The organism is Sorangium sp. So ce385, from assembly GCF_051474135.1.
In the GTDB taxonomy this organism is placed as follows: domain Bacteria; phylum Myxococcota_A; class Polyangia; order Polyangiales; family Polyangiaceae; genus Sorangium; species Sorangium cellulosum_D.
Window position 1 is genome coordinate 6,695,987 of the sequence record NZ_CP150337.1, and the last position, 21,664, is coordinate 6,717,650.

A 21,664-nucleotide genomic window follows, 5' to 3' on the forward strand; every position below is an offset into this window, starting at 1 on the left:
TCACATGTGATCGGTGGGATCGTCAGGAGCGGTCCTAGGCCTGGCGGGCTGCGGGGTGCCTCTCCGGGGGGCTGGTGAAGGCGGCGCGGGTGCGGAGGCGCTGGTCGGCGCGGCGGGGGTGGACGGCGCGCTCGCCGCGGCGGAGGCGCTGGGAGCGGCCGGCGGCGAGGGCTCCGTCGCCGCCGCCGAGGGCCCTGCCGCGGAGAGCGCCGTCGCGGGCTGCGCGGCTGCGGAAGCCGGCGAGCCCGCTGGGTCGAGCCGCGACGCCGGCGCGTCGCTCGGCGCGGTGGCGCGGAGGACGGCGTAGGTGACGAGCCCCAGCGCGAGCACGCTCGCGCCGAAGGCGAGCGGGACCCAGCCGCGGCGGCCGCTGCCCGGCGGCACGACGAGGATGCTTCCGGACGGCGCCAGCGTGCTGGCGGTCTCCTGGAAGGCCGGTGCGCCGCCCGGGTCGGCGCCGCTGCCCGGCGCGCCCCGCGGGAGGGCCCCTGGGGCGGCCGGCAGCGTGGACCGGAACGCGCCGTCGGAGTCCGCGTTGGGCTCGGAGCGCGGCATTCCAGGGATCGTGCCCATCGCGCCCGGGCTCGCCCCCATCGCGCCCGGGCTCGCCCCCATCGCGCCTGGGCTCACCCCCATCGCGCCTGGGCTCGCCCCCATCGCGCCCGGGCTTGCGCCCCCCGCGGGCGCCGGCGGCCGTGGGGCCGCGGTCTCCGCCCCGGGCGCGGCGGCCGCTGCGCCGAACGCCTCGGCGAGCTCGCTCGCGCTCTGGAACCGGCGCTCGGGCTCGCGCATGAACGCGCGCGAGAAGAACCGGTCCACCTCGGGCCCGAGCTCCGGCGCGAGGCTGGACGCGAGGGGGACGTCCTCCGTGCAGATGGCCACGAACACCTCGCCGATCTCCTCGCCCGGGAACGGGAGCCTGCCGGTGACGCAGCGATACGCGATCACCCCGACCGACCAGAGATCGCTGCGCCAGTCGAGGGTCTTGCTCCGGCGCACCTGCTCGGGGCTCATGTAGTAAGGCGAGCCGACGAGCGTGCCCGTCTTCGTCTCCTTGCCGGCGAGCAGCGTGCCCTGGGCCTTGGCGATCCCGAAGTCGAGGACCTTCACGATCTCCTCGTCGTCCTGGCGCGCGAGGAAGAGGTTCGCCGGCTTGAGATCGCGGTGGATGATCCCCATCTCGTGCGCGCGGCGCAGGGCCTTGCACACCTGCGCGACGACGCTCAGCGTGGCCGCCAGCGAGAGGCGTCCTTCGCGCGCGAGCCGCGTCTCGAGGTCCTCTCCGTCGAGGAGCTCCATCACGAGAAACGGCGTTTCGCCCTCGATCCCGTAGTCGTGCACGTGGACGACGTTCGGGATCTTGAGCTGCGCCGCCGCCCTCGCCTCGCGCTCGAAGCGCGCCCGCGCGGTCGACGAGGCGGCGTACTCGGGCGCCATGAGCTTGATCGCCACCGCGGCGTCGAGCTGGACGTGCCGGGCCACCCAGATCGCCCCCATGCCGCCCCGCGCGAGCATCCGCTCGAGGCGGTATCTTGCAGCGATGACGCTGCCTTCTGCGAGCGAACTCATGAGCCTCGGCCTCTCGCTGGGATGACGTCTCCGAGGCCCCGGGAGCGTGCGCTCCGGGGCGCCTCGCACCCAACCAAGCAAACGAACGGGCCCCTCGCAACAGGATCCGCGCGCCGAAAGCGGGGCGGCCGGCGGCCGAGGCGAGGGCGAGCCGCCTACCTGCCCCTCGGCCGCGTCGTCGCGCCTGCGCCGAGCGCCGCCTTCGGGGCGGCGGATCGCCCGGCGCCCTGCGGGGCCCGGAGCTCGCTCGCGCGCGCGCGCCGCGCGGGAGCGCCGCCCTGCGACGTGAGCTGCTCCAGCGCCGCCCGCAGCTCGGCGCGCACGTGGGGGCCGAGGAGCTTCTCCGCCATGGCGCTCAGGCGCCCGGCGAACGTGGCCATGATGCAGGCCGCGCGCTGGTCGTCGCGGTCCGGAGCCCCCGAGCGCCGGTAGTGCCGCGCGTAGTCGCGCGTGATCGCCCCGAGGTCGCCGCCCACGTGGACGGCCTGCCGCATGAAGAGCCGCGCGGCGCGCTCGTTGGTGATCCGCGGCATCTGCGCGAGCGTCAGGGCGACGTCGGTCCTGCCCACGGCGAGCAGCATGGAGACCACGCGCTCGCGGGCGATCTCGACGAGCCTCGGCGCGAGCGTGTGCTCGTCGAAGACGTGGACGTTCGCCGGCACGAGCGCCTCGCGCTCGGCGCCGAGCTCGTTCAGGAAGGCGTTCAGCACCGGCGAGCGGGTCGGCGCCGCGTGCAGGTACTCCCGCGCGCTCTCCGCGGCCGGCGCGCCGCCCGGCGGCGAAGGGGCGCCGGCGTCGGGCGTCGCGGGCGCCTGGCGTCGCGCGGCTCGCGCCCGCCGCGCCCGCTCGAAGTGCCGCTCCGCGATCCCGGCGCGCTCGTCCGCCGCGGCGGGATCCGTGGCGCCGAGGAGCGCGGCCAGCCCCGCGGCGCGGGCGGCGGTGACGTGCGGAAGGGGTTTCTGGCTGGTCATTCGAGCAGGCTCTCTCGCTGAGACCTGCTCAGGCGTTTACCACGCCGCGCGAACGGCTGTACAGGGCTGAACTCGGGTTCCGAATGGGGCGCACGCGGGCACGGGGCCGTGATCAGGCGGTCCAGCCGGGTGCTCGGCGGCAGAACACGCCCTCAGGGCTCGCCCAGCACGTCCGCGAGCGTGGGCGCGGTGAGCACGCGCTCGGACCACCGATCGAGCTCCGCGATGTCGGCGGCGTTGATCTGGGCAACGGCGGCATCGGGCAGGGCGCCGAACCGCGCACCGAGCAGCTTCAGCAACATGTGCCGGCGCCCCTGTTGCAGGCCCTCCCGCAGCCCCTCCTGCCTTCCGCGCTCCACCAGCTGATCGGCTGCCGACACGATCTCCTCCTTCCAGGATTCTCCTGCCGCGGCCAGGAGCCGCTCCAGGACCTCGTCCGCCTCGTCGCGCTCGTTCGTCGCCAGAATGTACCGCCATATCGTCCGCAGCGCCTCCACCCCGTTCGGCGCGCGCCGCACGTCGTTCATCAGATCGAGCCACTTCCCGAGCTGCGCCAGCAGCTCCTCCGGCTCCCGCGCGTGCCGCAAGCACCAGAGGACCAGGCGCGAGAACGCGCTCATCGACCGCGCCTTCAGCGCCTCGTCCGCCTCCTGGCTGAGGTCGTCCAGCACGAACCGGAGCCGCGGCACATGCTCGCCCACCGCGGCCCGCGCGCCCTCGTCGAGGTCGAGCAGCTCCTCGAACGACGTCCCCGAGGCCCAGCCCCTCTCGCTGTGGTGCAGCACGACCGGCACGATCGCCGGCAGGCGCTTCGACCCCGGGTGCTCGGCCAGGTGATGCTCCCAGATCCGCACCATGTAGCGGAGCAGCCGGAACGCCATCAGCGGCTCCACCGTGCTCTGGTGCTCGAACAGGAGAACCAGGAGCACGCGGGCTTCGCCCATCGAGGTCGAAAAGAGGAGGTCGCTCTGCCGCTCCTTCAGCGCCTCATCCACGTAGCTGCCAGGGCACAGCCGCAGATCCGCGAAGTTGATCCGCGACGAGAGCTCGGGCGGCAGCGCTTGCCGCAGCTCTCCCGCCGCGTGCTCGACCTGCGAGAAAGCGGCTTTGAACAGCGCATCATGCGCGTTGGTCTGCATCGGTCGGGCGACACCATGCCTCATGGGCACGCCGCCGACACCTTTTTCGGAGATGAGTTTACGCATCCATTGAGGCGTCTCTCCGTAATTCAGACCTCGCCTGGCCATCTGCAGCGGGCCGGCGCGCCCCCAGGCACGCCTGCGTCGCGCGGGGGCACGGCGCGACGGGAGGACGGACCAAGGCAGGATCATGAATAAAATCAACAACATGTGAAAATGCTCATATTTTGTTAGCAAAATGTCGGCATCCAGGTCCATCCTCAGGCCATGGAGAACCCCCGAGGGCGCACCGCGAAGCGCCGCAGCGCCGCGTCGAAGGGCCCGGCGAACCGCCCGGAACAGGCGGGCCGTCCGAGCAGCGAGGCGCGCGGTCGCCCGGGCGCCGGGCCCGCGGAGGGCCAGGCCGCCGCGCCGCACATCGTGTCATCGGCGCACCTCGTCTCGCCGCGCAGCCCGGAGCTGAGCGAGCTCGAGTTCGGCCTGATCGTCGCGAACAGCGCGTTCTCGCGCTGGATGGTCCACTGCATGACCGCCGCCGGGCTGCCGGACCTGACGCCGCTCGACGTGCGCGTGCTGCACCACGTGAACCACCGCGAGCGCGACAAGCGGCTGTCGGACATCTGCTTCGTCATGAACGAGGACACCCACGTCATCAGCTACTCGCTGAAGAAGCTGCAGGCCCTCGGCGTGGTCGAGGTCAGCCGCAGGGGCAAGGACGTGACCTATGCGACGTCCGCGCAGGGCCGCGAGCACGTGAGGCGCTACGCCGAGCACCGCGAGGCCTTCCTCATCGGCACGCTCGAGCCCGACGAGGCGCAGAACCGGCAGATCGGCGAGCTCGCGCGGCTCCTGCGCAGGCTCTCCGGCGTGTACGACCAGGCGGCCCGCGCCGCCGCCGCGCTGTGAGCCCCACAGCGCAGAGCTTCGAACCGCCGAGGCGCCGAGGACGCCAAGATCCGATCCTCTTCTTGGCGTCCTTGGCGTCTAGGCGGTTCATTCCTCGCTCGTTTCAACGTGATCCGTAGTCTGGCAAGGAGTGGAATCCATGACGTCGACCTCGAGCCAATGGCAGTTCTGGATCGACCGCGGCGGGACGTTCACGGACATCGTGGCCAGGCGGCCCGACGGCTCGCTCACGACCGCCAAGCTGCTGTCGGAGAACCCCGAGCAGTACGCGGACGCGGCGGTCGAGGGCGTCCGCCGCCTGCTCGGCCTCCCGCCCGGGCGGGCCATCACCCCCGCCGAGGTCGCGTGCGTGAAGATGGGCACCACGGTGGCCACGAACGCGCTGCTCGAGCGCAAGGGCGATCGCACCGCGCTCGTGACCACGCGCGGCTTCCGCGACGCGCTGCGCATCGGCTACCAGAACCGCCCCCGCCTGTTCGATCGCCACATCGTGCTGCACGACCTCCTCTACGAGCGCGTGATCGAGGCGCGCGAGCGCGTCGACGCGCGGGGCGAGGTGGTCGAGCCGCTCGACGGCGCGGCGCTGCGCCGCGCGCTGGAGGAGGCGTTCGAGGCCGGCATCCGCGCCTGCGCCGTCGTCTTCATGCACGGCTACCGCTCCGCGGCGCACGAGCGGCGGGCGGCGGAGATCGCGCGCGAGGTCGGCTTCACCCAGGTCTCCGCCTCGCACGAGGTCAGCCCGCTCATGAAGCTCGTCTCGCGCGGCGACACCACGGTCGTCGACGCGTACCTCTCGCCCATCCTGCGCCGCTACGTCGAGCAGGTCGCCGGCCAGATGCCGGGCGTGCCGCTCTACTTCATGCAGTCGAGCGGCGGGCTGACGCTCGCCCACAGGTTCCAGGGCAAGGACGCGATCCTGAGCGGCCCGGCCGGCGGCATCGTCGGCATGGTGCGCACCGCGCTCGCGGGCGGGCACGAGAAGGTCATCGGCTTCGACATGGGCGGCACCTCGACCGACGTGTCGCACTACGCGGGCGAGCTCGAGCGCGCCTTCGAGACGCAGGTGGCCGGCGTGCGCATGCGCGCCCCGATGATGAGCATCCACACCGTGGCCGCCGGCGGCGGCTCGCTCCTCACCTTCGACGGCGCGCGGCTGCGCGTGGGCCCGGAGTCGGCCGGCGCGAACCCGGGCCCGGCGTGCTACCGACGCGGCGGGCCGCTGGCCATCACCGACGCCAACGTGATGCTCGGCAAGATCCAGCCCGACTTCTTCCCGCGCGTGTTCGGGCCCGGCGCCGACGAGCCGCTCGACCGCGAGGTCGTCGAGCGGCGCTTCCAGACCATGGCCGAGGAGGTGCGCCGCGAGACGTCGCGCCCGATCACGCCGGAGCAGCTGGCCGAGGGCTTCCTGCAGATCGCCGTCGCGAACATGGCGAACGCGGTGAAGAAGATCTCGGTGGCGCGCGGCTACGACGTCACGCAGTACACCCTCCAGTGCTTCGGCGGCGCCGGCGGCCAGCACGCCTGCGCGGTGGCCGACGCCCTCGGCATGCGCCGCGTCTTCGTGCACCCGCTCGCGGGCGTCCTGTCCGCCTACGGCATGGGCCTCTCCGACCAGAACGCGATGCGCGAGGCCGCGGTGGAGCGGCGCCTCGACGAGGCCGGCCTGGCCGCGGCGGGCGAGGCCCTCGCGCGCATCGGCCGCGACGCCGAGGCCGAGCTCGTGGGGCAAGGGTTCTCGCCCGAGCGCGTGCAGCTGCGAGCGCGCGCGCACGTGCGCTACGAAGGCACCGACACCGCCCTCGTCGTGCCGTACGGCGGCGCGGAGGCGATCCGCGCCGCCTTCGAGGCGGCCTACCGCAAGCGGTTCGCGTTCCTGATGCCCGACAAGGCGCTGGTCCTGGAGAGCGTGTCGGTGGAGGCGATCGGGCCGGGCGACGCCGCCGAGGAGCGGCCCGCCGCGAACACGCGCGCGCGCCCGCACCGCCCCGAGGCCGACGCGCGCGCGCGCATGTTCGCGGAGGGCGCCTTCCGCGACGCGGCGCTGTACCGGCGCGAGCGGCTCGGGCGGGGCGCGGTCATCGACGGCCCCGCCATCGTCGCCGAGGCCAACGCCACCACGGTCGTCGAGCCCGGCTGGCAGGCCGAGATCACCGCGCTCGGCCACATGACGCTCACCCGGGTGGCGCCGCGCCCCGAGCGCCGCGCGGTGGGCACCGAGGTCGACCCGGTGATGCTGGAGGTGTTCAACAACCTCTTCATGAACATCGCCGAGCAGATGGGGCTGCGCCTGCAGAACACCGCCCACTCGGTCAACATCAAGGAGCGGCTCGATTTCTCCTGCGCGCTCTTCGACGCGGAGGGCCACCTGATCGCGAACGCCCCGCACATGCCGGTGCACCTCGGCTCGATGGGCGAGTCGATCCGGACCGTGATCGCGCGAAACCCGGGGATGAAGCCGGGGAACGTGTACGTGCTGAACGACCCCTACCACGGCGGCACCCACCTGCCCGACGTGACGGTGGTCACGCCGGTCTGGGACGACCCGGGCGCCCGCGCGCTGTTCTACGTGGCCTCGCGCGGGCATCACGCCGACATCGGCGGCATCACCCCGGGCTCCATGCCGCCGTTCTCCAGGACGATCGAGGAGGAGGGCGTCCTGCTCGACAACGTGAAGCTGGTCGAGGCCGGGCGGCTCCGCGAGGCCGAGATCCTCGCGGCGCTGGGCAGCGGCCCGTATCCGGCGCGCAACCCGCGGCAGAACCTGGCCGACCTGCGCGCGCAGATCGCGGCGAACGAGAAGGGCGCGCAGGAGCTCTCGGCGATGGTGGCCCAGTTCGGGCTGGAGACCGTGCACGCCTACATGAAGCACGTGCAGGACAACGCCGAGGAGAGCGTGCGCCTCGCGATCGCGCGGCTCGACCCGGCGCTGCTCCGCGACGGGCGCTTCACGCTGCCGCTCGACAACGGCGCGACGATCGCGGTGTCCGTCCGGATCGACCGCGCGCGCCGCTCGGCGGTGGTGGACTTCACCGGCACGTCGGCGCAGCTGGACAACAACTTCAACGCGCCCCGCGCGGTGACCATGGCCGCCGTGCTCTACGTCTTCCGCACGCTCGTGGACGACGACATCCCGCTGAACGCCGGGTGCCTGAAGCCCATCGAGGTGATCGTCCCCGAGGGCTCGATGCTGAGCCCGCGCCCGCCCGCCGCGGTGGTGGCCGGCAACGTGGAGGTGTCGACCTGCGTCACCAACGCGCTGTACGGCGCGCTCGGCGTGCTGGCCAGCAGCCAGCCGACCATGAACAACTTCACGTTCGGCAACGACAGGGTCCAGTACTACGAGACGATCTCGGGCGGCTCGGGCGCGGGCATCGAGCTCGGCGCGGGCGGGGCGCGCGGCTTCCCGGGCACGAGCGTCGTGCAGACGCACATGACGAACTCGCGCCTGACCGACCCCGAGGTGCTCGAGCACCGGTTCCCGGTGCGGATCGATCGCTACGAGATCCGCGCGGGCTCGGGGGGCGCCGGGCGCTTTCCGGGCGGGGACGGCGGCACGCGCGCCGTGCGCTTCCTCGAGCCGATGACGGCGTCGATCCTGTCGAACGGGCGCTCGACGGCGGCGTTCGGCCTGGCCGGCGGGGGCGCCGGCGCGCCCGGGCGCAACGTCGTGGTCCGCGCGGACGGCTCGACCGAGGTGCTGCCGCACATCGGGTCGGTCGAGATGGGGATCGGCGACGTGTTCGTGATCGAGACGCCCGGGGGCGGCGGATACGGAGCGCCGGCGCCGGCCTGAGCGCGCCAGAGATTCAAACCGCCCATGCGCCGAGGACGCCGAGATCTCGTTCTCTTCTTGGCGTCCTCAGCGTCCTTGGCGGTTCATCTCTCGGTCGATCGACGTGATCGGTGTCCTAGAAGCTGCCGACCACCTGGAGACCGAGTCCCTCGCGACCGAGCCGGGCGGGCGCGGCGCCGAGCAGGCGCGGGCCGGAGCGCGCGACGTCCTCGCGCACGAGCGTCGTCTTCCGGACCAGGATGCCGCTCGCGATCATCGCGAGGCCCGCCGCCTGCAAGGCGCCGTCGATCACGAAGATCGCCTCGTCCCCGCTGTCCGCCACCCGCGCCGCGTGGATCAGCGGACCGGCCACCGGAACGGCGAGGATCGGGTACCCGATGAGCGTGCCCGAGACCGAGAACGGCGTGTAGGCCACGCCGAGGATGGTCGCTCCCGCGGAGATGAGCCCGCCGCGCGCGTTCGTCTCGAGGCGGTACCCGAGGGGGATGGGATCGCCCTTCTTGTAGTCGAGCTCGACCGGGTCGGCCGCGGTGAGGATGGCGCGCGCCTTCACCGCCCGGAGCGGCGCGTCGACGACCTTGCCCGCCTTGACGGAGACCGTGGTCGGCGGCGTCCCGAAGCCGTCGGATCCGAACAGCACGATCACGTGCGCGCCGGGCTCGACCTTGCCCTCCCAGGGGGTCGTGCCCACGCGCACGCCGTCGAGCGCGACGCCGAGCTGCTTGCCCGTGACCTCGGAGATGCGCAGGCGCCCGCGCGTCTCGATCGCCTTGAGGCTCGCCGCGACGCGCGCCGTCTTTCGGCCGAGGACGTCGACGCGCGCCTCGAACGGCTCGAAGCCGTCCTTCTGGACGCGCACCGTGTGCGCGCCCGCCGCGACGCGCAGCGGGGCCGGGAGCGGCAGCTCGGCGCGGCGCTCGCCGTCGACGAGGACCACCGCGCCGGGCGCGCCCCCCTCGATCGCGATCGCGCCGACGAGATCGCGCAGCTGCTCCACCTCGGCGAGCGCCGCCTGCTTCGCGTCGGCCGGGAGCACGTCTTCGAAGTCGGCGAGGACCGACTCGAACAGGTCGAGCGCCTCGGTGGTGCGCCCGAGCTTCTGCAAGCAGCGCGCGGCGCTGGAGGTGGCCCCCCACGTCGGGAAGAGCCGCCGCGACTCGAGGAACTCGGCCGCGGCGGCCTCCCACGCCTCGGCCCTGTACATGCGCAGGCCGCGCTGGAAGCGGGCCTCGGCCTCCGCCTTCGCGACGGCCTCGGCGGCGGCGGGTGCGCCGGCAGGAGGCGCGCCGGCGGCGGGCGCGGTGGCAGCGGGCGCGCCGGCGGCGGGCGCGGTGGCGGACGGCGCGCCCGCGGCGGCAGGAGGCGCGCTGGCCGCGGGCCCGCTGGCGGCGGAAGGCGCAGCCGCAGGCCTGGTGGCGGCGGGCTGGGCGCGTCCGGCGCCCTGCGCGAAGAGCGGCGCCGCCCACGCGGCGAGGAGCAATGCGACGGCCGCAGCGGCGCGTCGGGAAGGGCAGATCCGGATTCGCATGATCGAGGATGCGACGCCCGCAGCTTACAGGAACCCTGTCCCTTTCCCGCAACCTGGTTCTGGGTGCCGCCGGCTACTGAAGCGTGCTCGGGACGAGCGGGTCCGCCGGCGGCTTGGGCGGCGCCGACGGCTCCTTCGCCGGCGCCGGCCGGCGTGGCGGCTGCGGTCTGGCGGGCGGCGCGCCGGTCGCTCGGGACGCCGGGACATCGAGGGCGAGCCGCGCCGGAGACGCGCCGTTCTCGGTCACCGCGACCTCCTCCACCCGCTCGGCCCCCGCGCGGACGAGGCGCACCCGGTGCTTGCTGCCGAGCACACCGGAGATCTCGACCAGCCCGCCGCGCACCTCGGCGGGCGCCCCATCGACCTCCACGGCGGCGTCGCTGGGCGCGACGGCCAAGGCGACCCGCCTGAGGGCGACGGGCGCAGGATCGGGCGGCGTCGCGGACGCGGCGCTGGCCGCAGGCGACGCGCTTGCCGCCGCGACGTCGCTCGCCGCAGGCGCTGCGCTCGCCGCCGCGCTGGCCGCCGCCGCGCTGGCGGCCACGGCGGCGTCGGCGCCCGGCTCCGCCGCGCGCGGCGCCGCGAAATACGCGATCGCGCCGGCGGCGCCGAGGGCGAGCAGAATCGCCGGCGCCCGGGACCGCGCCGCGGCGCCGCTCGCCGGCGCCCCGCTCGTCGTCGGAGCGCCCGACGTCGCGCTCACGGCGCGGCCGCGCCCGCCGTCCGTCGTCGAGTCGCCCGGGCGGCGCTCGGCGGCGTTCGCCGGGCTACCCTCCCGGCGCGCCGCGGGGCGCACGTCGAGCCTCGGCGCCGGCACGGCGCGCTCCTCGTCCGTGACGGCCACGAGCATCTCCTCCCGCAGCGCGTGGCCGCCGGGCAGCAGCGGGAGCATCGCGGCGAGCATCTCCTCCGCGCTCTGGAAGCGATCGCCCATCTTCAGCTCCAGCGCGCGGTGCACCACGGCGGCCACCTCGCGCGGGACCCACGGGGCGGCGTCCTGGATGGGCGGGGCCGGCTCCGTGCACAGGAGGACGAAGAGGCGCGCGATCGAGGCGATGTGATGATGAGGCGCGTTCCCCGCCAGCGCGGCGTACAGCACGACGCCGAGCGACCAGATGTCGGTGCGGTAATCGACGGTGCGGATGTCCTCGATCTGCTCCGGCGCCATGAAGAGCGGTGAGCCGAGCATCTTCCCGGTCGTGGTCAGCCCGGTCGTCACGCCGCCTTCCGACGGCTTGATCTTCGCGATCCCGAAGTCGAGGAGCTTGACCACGATCTCCCCGTCGCCGGAGCGCGCCAGGAACAGGTTCGCCGGCTTGATGTCCCGGTGGATCACGCGGGCTTCGTGGGCCTTTTGCAGGCCGAGGCACGCCTGGACGACGATGCGCAGCGCGACGTCGGGCCGGAGCGGCCCGAGGCGGTGCAAGAGCTGCCCGAGGTCCTCTCCGTGGAGGTACTCCATCACGAGGTACGGCGAGCCGGTCGCGGGATCCGTCCCGGCGTCGAGCAGGCGAACGATGTGCGGGGTCTCGATGCCGGCCGCGGCGCGCGCCTCACGCTGGAAGCGGCCGAGCGCGGTGCCGCTCTCCCGTCGCTTCTGCGAGCTGATGAGCTTCACCGCGACCCGCTCGCCGGAGTCGGTCTGCCGCGCCTCGTAGACGCAGCCCATCCCTCCCTCGCCGATCAAGCGGGTAAGGCGGTATTTGCGGTCGACGATCTCGCCTTCCAAGGCCGAGCAGGGTAGGTCGAAGGGCGCCCGGCTGCAAATCAGGCGCAGCTCAGGCGCAGACACCGCGGCGGGCGGACGCCTCGGCCGGCGCGCCGCGGTGTCCCGGGGCCCGCCGCGCGCCGCGGCGCGCGTCACCCCCGCGCGCCGGCTCCCTCGAACCGCGCCCCGCCCTCGCCGCCCACCGCGCCGTTCGCCGCGCCGTTCGCCGCCCTCCCGTCGGCCCTCGGCGGAGCCTTTGCCTGGGCCGCGTGGCTCGCCCGGTGGACGGGCGGCATCTCGATGCCGTGCGCGCCGAACGCCTTCGCGAGGCGCCTCCGGTACTCCCGGCCCACCTGCCACTGCTCGGCCGGCTGCGTCTTGATGCGCGCGCGGACGACCACCGCCCGCTCGTCGAACGACTCCACGCCGACGAGCTCCAGCGGCTCGAGGATGCTCGCCTTGTAGCGCCTGTCCTCCTGGAGCTCGCGCGCGACCTCGCGCATCACCCGCATCGCCCTGTCGACGTCCTCCGTCGTGGCGACGGCCACGTCGAACATCACGGCAGACCACTCCTTGGTCATGTTCGAGAGCGCGTCGATCTTCCCGTTCTGGAAGACGTGCACCACCCCGGCGTCGTCGCGCAGCGAGACCGTGCGGAGGCCGATGTGCTCCACGATCCCCGAGGTGCCGTTGATGCTCACCACGTCGCCGGGCCGAAGGTGGTTCTCGAGGAGCAGAAAGAAGCCGGAGATGACGTCGCGCACGAGCTCCTGCGCGCCGAGGGCGATGGCCAGACCGGCGATGCCGGCGGCCACGAGGAGCGGCGCGATGTAGACCCCGAGCTGGACGAGGAGGATCATCGCCACCACGACCCCGATGACGACCCGCCCGGTCGTCCGGATGATGCCGAGCAGCGCCTCGGAGCGCCTCTCGATCTCGCGCACCGACTTGACGTCGCCGCTGCGGCTGCGCCTCATCAACGACACCTCGACGCGCCTGCACAGGACGTGGAGCCCCTTCAGCAGCACGAGCGCGACGAAGAGGAGCAGCAGCGCGGTCGGCAAGGCGTGGATGACCCACGCGACGGCGCGCCGGAGAACGTCCCGCCAGGATGTGACGTCGAGCCAAGAGTCGAGCGCCATGGGCGATGGCACCTCCTCCGCAGGGCATCCGCAACCCACATGCCAGCGAGCTCCGGGGGTGCGAGGTCCGGCAGCGGGCGCGCGCGGTGACGCGGCCGACGCGCCGCGCGCGGGACGGTGCGACACGATGTCGCAGAGGAGTCGAATTGTCGCAGGGGTTGTGCGTCCGGGCGTCGCGGCCCGTGCTCGCCGAGGCGTTCGGTCCAGCGCCGCGGGCTCGCGCCGGCCCCCGGCGCGGGCGATCGCGCGGCGCCCGGTGCGGGCTCAGAGATCGAAGCGACCGGACGCCTCGGGCTGGTAGACGACACGGTCGATCCGGAAGCGGCGCGTTCGGCTCGGCGTGGGCCACTCCACCTCTTCTGCTTCTCGACAGCCGAGCAGCGCGAGCCCCATCGGCGCGAGCACCGAGATTCGCCCGCTGTTCACCTCCGCGGCCCCGGGAAAAACCACGGTCACGCAGAGCTCCTCCTTCGTATCGAGGTCGACGAGCTGGGCCCTGGAGTTCATCGTGATGACGTCCGGCGGGATCTCGTGCGGCTTCACGACGTCCGCGCGCTCGAGCTCGATCTCGAGCGCCTCCAGGTTCGGGGATTCGGCCCCTGGCCGCTCGCGGAGCGCCTCGAGCAACCGTGTGAGCCGCTGGCGGTCGAACTCGGTGATGACGATGGGGTTGGTGTGAGGTGCCATGAGCAGGATCTCCTTGTGTTGTCGACTCGAGCCAGGCCGCGGCCGGCGGCCCGCGCGGGGCGAGCAGGCCGGCGGGCGCGCCCGTCCAGCTCGTCCGGACGCGGGCGTGCTCGACGACACCCGCGCTTCATCCCGGGAGCGGCCGGCGAAAGGCGCCGAAAGACCGCTCCCTTACGAGCGTGCGGGCGACCTCGGACAGAGCAGCCGGGCGCGCAGGGGGAGGAACGCGCCGCGCGCGCCGCGGCGAGGCCGCGAACACGACTCGAGGTGCAGGCGCGCGTTCATTCCGCTCAGACGGTAGCACGGTGGTGTTCCGCGAGCCATCGAGCAGCGCTTCACGTCTTCCAGGCGCGGCGCGCCTCCGCGCCATCCGCCGTCGAGCCGAATCGGCCGTGCCGCTGGCCGCGACGCGCTCCTGCCCGCGGCGGCGGCGGACGGCGGGACGGCGACGCCGCTCGATGGCGCGACGCTTGCCCGCGACGGCGGCCGCGGCCGCGCCGCCCGCCTCGGACGAGGCCGGTCGGCGCGGGCGCGCGCCCGTGCGCATCACCGCGGGCGAGCGCGGCGACCGGGCTCGAGCCCACGACAGCATCGCTCCGTGCCGGGGCCGTCGCGGCCGCATGACCATCCACAGAGGAGGCAAACGTGAACATCCGGCCGATGGTGCCAGTTCTGTTCTTCATCGTCGTCGCGTTCCCGAGCGCGGCGCAGGCCGAGATGCTCAGCGTCAAGGTCCCGGTCGCGAACTTCCGCGCGGGCCCGTCCACGCGTGAGCCCGTCGAGTTCACCGCGACCCGGTACTACCCGGTCAAGGTCCTGGAGCGCGAGGGCGGGTGGTGCAAGATCAAGGATTTCGAGGGCGATCTCGCGTGGGTGGCCGATCGGCTGCTGGCCAGGGTCAAGACGATCGTGATCAAGGCGGCGCGGGGCAACATCCGCGAGGCGCCGACGACGTCCGCGGAGGTCGCGTTCCAGGCCGAGCGCGGCGAGGTGTTCAAGGTCCTCGATCGCAAGGGGCGCTGGCTCCAGGTCATCGACGAGAAGGGCGGGAAGGGCTGGGTGCGCGAGGATCTGGCCTGGGGCATGAAGAGGCCCGGCGACGCGAGCGGCTCGTCCTGAGCCCTGGAGCGAGGCGCGGCGACCCGTCCCTCACTCGCCGCCCCGCCGGCTCCCCTCCCCGCTCACGCGGGGCCGGCTCCCTTGCTCCCGCCTCCGCGCGAGAGCTTGCTCGTCGCCTCCCACAGGCCATTGAGGTAGACCAGGCCCAGCGCGCGGTCGTACAGACCATACCCCGGCTTGCCGGTCTCGCCCCAGATCATGCGGCCGTGGTCCGGGCGCACGTAGCCGTCGAAGCCGACGTCGTGATACGCCTTCACGATGGCGGCCATGTCGAGCGAGCCCTCGCAGGACAGGTGGGCGGACTCGAAGAACGTGCCGTCCTCCTGGACCGCCACGTTGCGCATGTGCCCGAACGGGATGCGGCCCATGCCGCCGAACTCGTACACCAGCGATACGATGCTGTTGCACAGGTCCGCGCCCAGCGAGCCGGAGCACAGCGTGATGCCGTTGGCCGGGGAGTCGACGATCTTCACGAGCCGCATCAGGTCGTCGCGGTTCTTGACGATGCGCGGCAGGCCGAAGATCGGCCGGGGCGGGTCGTCCGGGTGCATGGCCATGCGGACGCCGACCTCCTCGGCGACCGGGATGATGCGCCGGAGGAAGTGCTCGAGGTGCGCCCACAGCGCCTCTTCATCGACGTTCTTGTACTCGCCGAGGACGGCGCGGAGCTCCTCGGGCCTGTAGCTGGTGTCCCAGCCGGGCAGCGCAATTCCCTGCTCCGGGTCGATCTGCGCCACGGCCCCGGCGTCGAAGGCCAGGGTCAGCGAGCCGTCGGAGAGCTCCTTGGCCATCTCGGTGCGCGTCCAGTCGAAGACCGGCATGAAGTTGTAACAGATCACCTTCACGCCGACGGCCGCGCAGTTGCGGATGTTCTGGCAGAAGTTGTCGATCAGGCGCTCGCGCGTCGGCTTGCCGAGCTTGATGTCCTCGTGCACCGGCACGCTCTCCACCACCTCGAAATTCAGCCCGGCGCCCTCGATGCGCGCCCGGAGCGCCTCCAGCTTCTCGACCGGCCACACCTCGCCCACCGGCACGTCGTAGATCGCCGAGACGATGCCGTAGAGCCCCGGGATCTGGCGGATATACTCCAGCTTGACGGGATCGTTCTCTCCGTACCAGCGAAAGGTCATCTTCATCGTTGCGATCTCCTCGGGCGGGCGCGCTCGGCGCGCGGGAGCGCGCGGCGCGGCCTCGATCCGGGGTAAACCCGGGGCAGACCGGCGCGGCGCTCCTCGCTGCGAGCGCCGGCATCGTACAGCCAGCCGCGCGCCGAGCAAAGGGATCGCGGGCGCCGAGCGCGGGGCGCCACAAACGGCGAGGGCCCGCCGCGCACCCCGTGCGCAGCGGGCCCTCCGAGGTCGCTTACAGCCGACGCGCGACTATTCCGCCCCCTTGCCCATCCAGTAGCTCTCGGGCGGGCCCAGGTAGCTGTCCTTCACGCCGCCCGCGTCCACCACGATCTTCTGGAGGATCACGCCAGGATGGACCATCCAGAACTTCAGGACGTGATCCCCCGGCGCGCTGATCGTGTGCTTGGTGCGCATGATGTTGACGTTGTCCGAGGTGTGCCGCTCCCAGATCTTGTTGCCATTGCCGTTGAGGTCGATGGCGTGGGTCATGTTGACCCGCTGGATCGCGCCGTTGTCGATCGACACGCCGTACTGCATCCCGTCCTTCCAGTTCTGGAAGTTGTTCCTGGGGGACACGTACACGTAGACGTTCACCTCGCCGCTGCTCTTGAGGTGCATGTCGTACTCGAGCCGAGGCGAGTTGCCGCCGGGCTGCTGGGCCGCCGCCGTCACCGGGAACGGCGTGATGCCGTCTCCGGTGCGGCCGATGTCCGGGATCTGCTTCCACCAGATCTCGTCCGTCTCGATCGCGCGGCTGTAGCGCTCCGCCAGCATCGACACATAGCCGTTGGCCTCGATGTAGCGGTTGGGCTTCCAGTCGAGCTTCCTCGGGTCCTCGACGCGCGCCTTGACCACCACCGAGCTGCCGTCCGACCCGCTCACCGTGATCGGGATCTCGAGCGGGAACTGGAGCGGCAGCTGCTTCGACGGATCCGCGGGGTCGGGATACGTCGTGGGGGCCAGGGTCCAGTCCACCCGCACCGTGGCGCGCACTTCCTTGTCGACGACGCCGCGGCTCGGGTGGATGGTCAGCCACGGCGGGCACGGGGCGCCGCCGCCCCAGCTCGCCCAGCCGGCGGGGCACTCGACGGGCAGCTCGGCCTCGATCGCGTACTCCAGCGGCTCGCTGCCGCGGTTGAACACCTCGATGTACTGCTCGGGCGCCGTCTGGTACGGGCTGAACGACGGCAGCACGGGCTCCTCTTCGCTGCCCCCGCCCGCCGTCCAGTAGTCGCTCGAGCCGTCGATCGCCACGCCGAGCTCCGCCGCCGCGGGCACCTCGATCGACACGAGCTCAGGCCAGATGAACTCCTGGATGTTGTTGTACTGGTACTCGGGCTGCTGCCAGGACGGGTTGCCAGGCGCGCCGTAGCCGATGTGCGGCTGCGTCTGGAAGCCCTCCCACTTGCCGCCGGCGAGATCGTGATTGTAGTGGTAGGAGAGCGCCAGATCGTCCTGGAGCCGCGCCTCCGCGATGGCGGCCATGTCGTTGGTCGCGGCCCGGCCCTGCGCGGCGTAGAGCTTGTTCTTGAAGCCCGAAAGGCGCAGCGCGTACAGGTTGGCCGTCGCCTTCACCTGGTAGAGCACGAGCTGGAAGTAGGCGTCCTGCGCCTCGTGCGGCAGGAGCTTGGCCACGAACTCCGCCTGCGAGGCCAGCGACTCCCACTCGCCGGCGACCTGCTCGAGCTCCTGGTAGTTGGTGAGGCTGAACGGGCTGGCGCTGTCGTCGTACGTGACGGCGGCGGTGTCGGGGTCCGGCTGCTGGGTCGTGGGCTCGGAGTACAGGAGGTCGTAATCGACCGTGATCTTCCGGTTCGTCAGCTCCGGCTTGCGATCCGACTGCAGCAGCGAGTAGCCGTGCAGGATGTCGGCGATGATGTCCGCGTAGTCCGGGCCGAACTGCTGCTCGGTCCACCGCTCGTACCACTCGCCGATGCGCTCGACCGGCCACCGCTCCGGGTTCCAGGCGTAGTCCAGGAAGAACTGGAGCGGGAGCTCCTCGTTCTTGAAGTCGCCGACGTTGACCACCCAGAGCCGATCCACGCCGTAGTTGTAGGCGAGGTGGAGCTGCTCCCAGACGTTGGGCAGGAGCGTCGTGTCGACCCACTTGTAGTTGCGGCCGCCGCCGACGTAGTCGAAGTGGTAGTAGAGGCCGTATCCGCCGGCCCGCTGCTTGCCGGGCTCCGGCAGGCGCTTCATGTTGGCCCAGTTGTCGTCGGCCCAGACCACCGTGACGTCGTCCGGCACGCGGATGCCGGCGTCCCAGTACCCCTGGATCTCCTTGTAGAGCGTCCAGACCTGGGGAATGGTCTCCACGTCCTGATCCATGATCGTGTCGAGGATCTCCCGCTGGGCGGCGATGATGTTCTGCATCAAGGGAATGCCGTCCCCCGGGGGCAGGCTCACGTCGCCGGGGCCGCGCATGCCGAGCGTGACGACGCCCTCGATGTTCTCGTCGTGCATCCGCTGGATGCCCTTGGTCCAGTGCTTCTTCAGCGCCTCGGCGTTGACGGAGAAGCGCCAGTCGCCGGTGCCGCCGTACGGGTCCGTCTTCGGCGTGACGACATTGCCTTGAGCGTCCTTGACCTCCGGGACCACGTGGCGATTCCACTCCTCGATGCCCTGCATCATCGGGGCCTCGTGCGAGGTCCCCATCACGATGCCGTAGCGCGTCGCCGTCTTGTGGTTCTCGGGGTCGTCCTCGGCGAACGCCCGGCCCCACACGGCCGGCCAGATGTAGTTCGCCTTCATGCGGAGCGCGGCCTCGAAGACCTTCTCCCAGTAGAGGTGGTTGAGCCCGCCCGGGTAGCCCGGCGCCTTGCCCGGCCCGAACATCTTCGCCGCCCAGTTGCCCGTCGCGGGGTTCTCGTCGTTGACGAAGAAGCCGCGGTACTTCACGGCGGGCTCACCCTGGGTGTGGACCCCGGGCAGCACGTACAGCGCGCCCTTCTTCTGGGGCGGGACGTCGTCCCACCAGTACAGGGGCGACACGCCGATCTGCGCGGAGAGGTCGTACGCGCCGAAGATGGCGCCGCGCTGATCGCTGCCCGCGATCACGAGCGCCCGCTCCACGCCCTCCACCGGGTCCTCGACGATCTGCGTGACGAAGGTCTCCCACTTCCCGGTGAGCGCCGAGGCGTCGAGCTTCCCGCTCTCCTCCAGCTGATCGATGAGGGGGCTCTTGCCCAGCGTGCCGATGATGACCACCTCGGACGCCGACTCCGGGATCTCGTTCTCGACCTCGGCCGGGGCGTCGGTCACCCGCTGGATGTCCTTCGCGAGGTCGTCCGCGACGCGGCGCACGCCCGCGTAATCGTCGTCGCTGACGACCAGCGGAGGAACCTTGCCGTTCACGGCCAGGGCAAAGCGACCCGCGCCCCCCTCGGTCGAGACGTACTTGCCCGGGTCGGCCCCTGGCCCGTCCGACACACCGTTCTCCCCCGGATCACCGTCCTCCCCCGGCGGCCCCTGCTCGCCCGGCGGCCCTTGCTCGCCCGGCGGACCTTGCTCGCCCGGCTCGCCCGGCTCGCCCTTCTCGCCGTCCGACCCGCAGGCGGTCAACGCGGCGAGCGACAGGGGGAGCAACAAGCAGAGTAGCGAGGGTCCGATTCGACCCTTCCTGATGGCAATGCGTGCATAGCTCATGACGGTGTTTTCCTCGTTGATGCGGCTGACCGGTGTTGGTCGGCTCGCCCGCGCCGAGCGCCGGCCGTGTCATCCGGCGCCGGGGCAGGCCGCTCTGTGCATTGACCGATGTCCCTCGAAGACGTGCGCCTGCGGTGGTCCGCTTCGTGTTGAATCAACGGAGCCGCGGACCTGTCGACCACGGCTAGGAAATTTTTCCAGCAGTGTCAGCCTTCGAGCCCGTAAGTAACCCGACGAATTCGATGAGATCTAGGGCGTTGTTATTATTCCCGCCCAGGTCCGAACTGATCTCACCATCGGCGCTTCCGTGGTAGGACGTAAGCGACGCAACCCTCATGCGCCGGCGCCGCCTGAAGCGCGCAACAAGGCCCCTCCGAAGCGGCAGCTCGCCAGGGTCTCCGCTGCTCGGCGCGCGGCCGGAACTCCCCGCCTTCGCCCTCTCTCACGTGCTCGTCACTCCCGAGCTCGTGAGATGCCGGCCGTCGCGCGCGGTCGACCGGAGGCGGGCCTCGCGAGGCGCGGAGACATCATCGAGGGCTCATCCCGCTTCCGGGAGGGCGAGCGGCCCGCACAAGGGATCTCCGGTCGCGCGCTGCAGGCGCGGCGATTCGGTCTTGACATCCTCGAATCATTCTGTCTCCCCCTCCCCTCGGCCGGCGGCGCCCGTGCCGGTGCCGCCACCGGCTGCGCCCGCGCCGCTCGGCCCGGAGCCTCCGCCGGGATCGCCGCTGGAGGCGCGGCGAGCGGCGGCGAGCCGGAGCAGGACAGAAATGAGGTGAGGCACGCTCCGCTCTTACACCCGCTGGCCGGGCACGGGAAGCCGCGCGTGACACGCCGCGGTGCCGTCGCTCCGCGCGCTCCGGCCGCTCCGGGGGGCTCCGGGCGCGGTCGGCCCGCGCGCCCATGAGGCCTCTCCTCCTCCTCCTCCTGCTCCTGGCTCCTGCTCCTGGCTCCTGCTCCTGGCTGGCCACGCCGCGCGCGGGGCGCCGCGCGGAGGCCGGACCGGCGGCGACGTCTTGCGTTGACGTGCCGCTCCGCTGCCGCACATACTCCCGCCGATGCGGCGTCCCGTGATGTGCACCACACACGGTGTGGCTCGGCGGGCCGCTGTCGGGCCCGAGGGCGCTGGGGCGTCTCGATGAGGAAGGGCCCCGCGAAGCCGGCCAGCCAGCGCGCGCAGCGCGAGGGTGAAGGGCGCGCGGCCGACCCGGCGCGGAGCCTCGCGCTGCTCTGGGGCTCTCACGGCAAGCCCGGCCGGTCGGGGCTCACGGTGCGCGCCATCGTGACGGCGGCCATCGAGCTCGCCGACGCGCGCGGGCTGGAGGCGGTCTCCATGCGGCACCTCGCCGACCAGCTGAACGTCGGGACCATGTCGCTCTACACGCATGTCCCCGGCAAGGCCGATCTGACCGATCTCATGGTCGACACGGTCTACGGCGACCTCTACGACGACGTGGACGCGCCGTCGCGGCAGCCGGGCGGGTGGCGCGCGTCGCTCGCATACATCGCCGCACGCAACTGGGAGCTCTACCAGCGTCACCCGTGGCTGCTCGAGATCGTTGGGGGGCGCCCCGTGATCGGGCCGAACGCCTCGCTCAAGTACGAGGCCGAGCTGCGGCCGCTCGACGGCCTGGGCCTCACCGACGTGGAGATGGACTCGGTGCTCACCCTCCTGCTCACGCACGTCGAGGGCACGGCGCGAGCGCTGGCGAGCGCGCGGCGCACGCGGCAGGAGAGCGGCATGACGGACGTCGAGTGGTGGGTCGCCACCGCACCGCTGCTCGACAAGGTCGTCGACGCGAAGCGGTTCCCCGTGGCGACGCGCGTCGGGCAATCCGCGGGTCAGGCCTATCAAGGGGCGTCAAGCCCGGAGCACGCATTCCACTTCGGCGTGGAGCGCATCCTCGATGCCGTCGCGCTCCTGATCGCGGAGCGGCGCGGCGGCCCGGGCGAAGGCCGGGCCTGAGGGCGAGAGGGGCCCAGAGGCCCCTGCCCTCGCGGCGGCCTCGCCCGCCCGCGGCGAGCGCGGCCCGGGCCGGCGTCAGGCGCCCTCGGCGGAGCTCCGCGCCGCGAGGTGGGCCGAGAACTCCGCCGGCGTCCGCCCCCCCGTGCTCCACGACCGCCGCGTAGACGTCCACGCCGCCGATCTGCTCGGGGTGCTCGGGCCGGCGGGACCACACGTCCTTGATCCAGAGGATCGCCTGCCTCAGGTGGCCAGTCGGCGATCACCGGAGCGCAACACTAATTAAGAATAATTAACAGGCATCATCTCCGGGATGAATGCATGGATCGCCGCGTATACGCGCGCTTGACAGCCCACAGGA

Annotated in this window: 13 protein-coding genes; 4 read left to right on the forward strand and 9 right to left on the reverse strand. The window is 72.4% G+C overall.

Annotated elements, in window-relative coordinates:
• From WME83_RS24440 to WME83_RS24450, 3 genes are all read right to left on the reverse strand, one after another.
• Entirely contained in the window at positions 1–1,569 is a 1,569-nt protein-coding gene (locus WME83_RS24440; protein ID WP_437321686.1) for a serine/threonine-protein kinase, read from the reverse strand.
• 155 nt (positions 1,570–1,724) lie between these two features.
• Positions 1,725–2,540: a hypothetical protein gene (locus tag WME83_RS24445; protein ID WP_437321687.1), complete on the reverse strand. Its 816-nt coding sequence runs from the start codon at positions 2,538–2,540 to the stop codon at positions 1,725–1,727.
• A 152-nt stretch (positions 2,541–2,692) separates the two neighbouring features.
• On the reverse strand, positions 2,693–3,937 hold the full coding sequence (locus WME83_RS24450; protein WP_437321688.1) for an Rpn family recombination-promoting nuclease/putative transposase: 1,245 nt from the start codon (positions 3,935–3,937) through the stop codon (positions 2,693–2,695).
• Positions 3,938–3,946: 9 nt separating this feature from the next.
• Between WME83_RS24450 and WME83_RS24455 the strand changes: the two genes are divergently transcribed.
• Positions 3,947–4,585: a winged helix DNA-binding protein gene (locus tag WME83_RS24455; protein WP_437321689.1), complete on the forward strand. Its 639-nt coding sequence runs from the start codon at positions 3,947–3,949 to the stop codon at positions 4,583–4,585.
• Positions 4,586–4,724: 139 nt separating this feature from the next.
• Positions 4,725–8,381, forward strand: a complete 3,657-nt coding sequence (locus tag WME83_RS24460) for a hydantoinase B/oxoprolinase family protein (protein ID WP_437321690.1) — start codon at positions 4,725–4,727, stop codon at positions 8,379–8,381.
• 115 nt (positions 8,382–8,496) lie between these two features.
• On the opposite strand, the gene WME83_RS24465 is transcribed toward WME83_RS24460, so the two are convergent.
• The 4 genes from WME83_RS24465 to rnk form a co-directional block, all read right to left on the reverse strand.
• Positions 8,497–9,909 carry a PEGA domain-containing protein gene (locus WME83_RS24465; RefSeq protein ID WP_437321691.1) on the reverse strand — a complete coding sequence of 471 codons (1,413 nt, stop codon included), beginning with the start codon at positions 9,907–9,909 and terminating at the stop codon, positions 8,497–8,499.
• A gap of 73 nt (positions 9,910–9,982) precedes the next feature.
• Positions 9,983–11,638, reverse strand: a complete 1,656-nt coding sequence (locus WME83_RS24470; RefSeq protein ID WP_437321692.1) for a protein kinase domain-containing protein — start codon at positions 11,636–11,638, stop codon at positions 9,983–9,985.
• Between the two features lie 131 nt (positions 11,639–11,769).
• Positions 11,770–12,759: a mechanosensitive ion channel family protein gene (locus tag WME83_RS24475; protein ID WP_437321693.1), complete on the reverse strand. Its 990-nt coding sequence runs from the start codon at positions 12,757–12,759 to the stop codon at positions 11,770–11,772.
• A 264-nt stretch (positions 12,760–13,023) separates the two neighbouring features.
• Positions 13,024–13,446 (reverse strand): nucleoside diphosphate kinase regulator, encoded by a 423-nt coding sequence (gene rnk, locus WME83_RS24480; RefSeq protein WP_437321694.1) that lies wholly within the window; start codon positions 13,444–13,446, stop codon positions 13,024–13,026.
• 645 nt (positions 13,447–14,091) lie between these two features.
• On the opposite strand from rnk, the gene WME83_RS24485 reads away from it, so the two are divergent.
• Positions 14,092–14,565, forward strand: coding sequence for an SH3 domain-containing protein (locus WME83_RS24485; protein ID WP_437321695.1), 474 nt, complete (start codon positions 14,092–14,094; stop codon positions 14,563–14,565).
• Positions 14,566–14,627: 62 nt separating this feature from the next.
• On the opposite strand, the gene uxuA is transcribed toward WME83_RS24485, so the two are convergent.
• A complete protein-coding gene (uxuA, locus tag WME83_RS24490; RefSeq protein ID WP_437321696.1) occupies positions 14,628–15,701 on the reverse strand; it encodes a mannonate dehydratase in 1,074 nt (357 codons plus the stop codon).
• 243 nt (positions 15,702–15,944) lie between these two features.
• Complete coding sequence (locus WME83_RS24495) at positions 15,945–19,283, reverse strand: glycosyl hydrolase 115 family protein (protein ID WP_437321697.1); 3,339 nt, start codon at positions 19,281–19,283, stop codon at positions 15,945–15,947.
• Positions 19,284–20,478: 1,195 nt separating this feature from the next.
• Between WME83_RS24495 and WME83_RS24500 the strand changes: the two genes are divergently transcribed.
• Positions 20,479–21,306 (forward strand): TetR/AcrR family transcriptional regulator, encoded by an 828-nt coding sequence (locus tag WME83_RS24500; protein WP_437321698.1) that lies wholly within the window; start codon positions 20,479–20,481, stop codon positions 21,304–21,306.
• Positions 21,307–21,664: the final 358 nt, after the last annotated feature.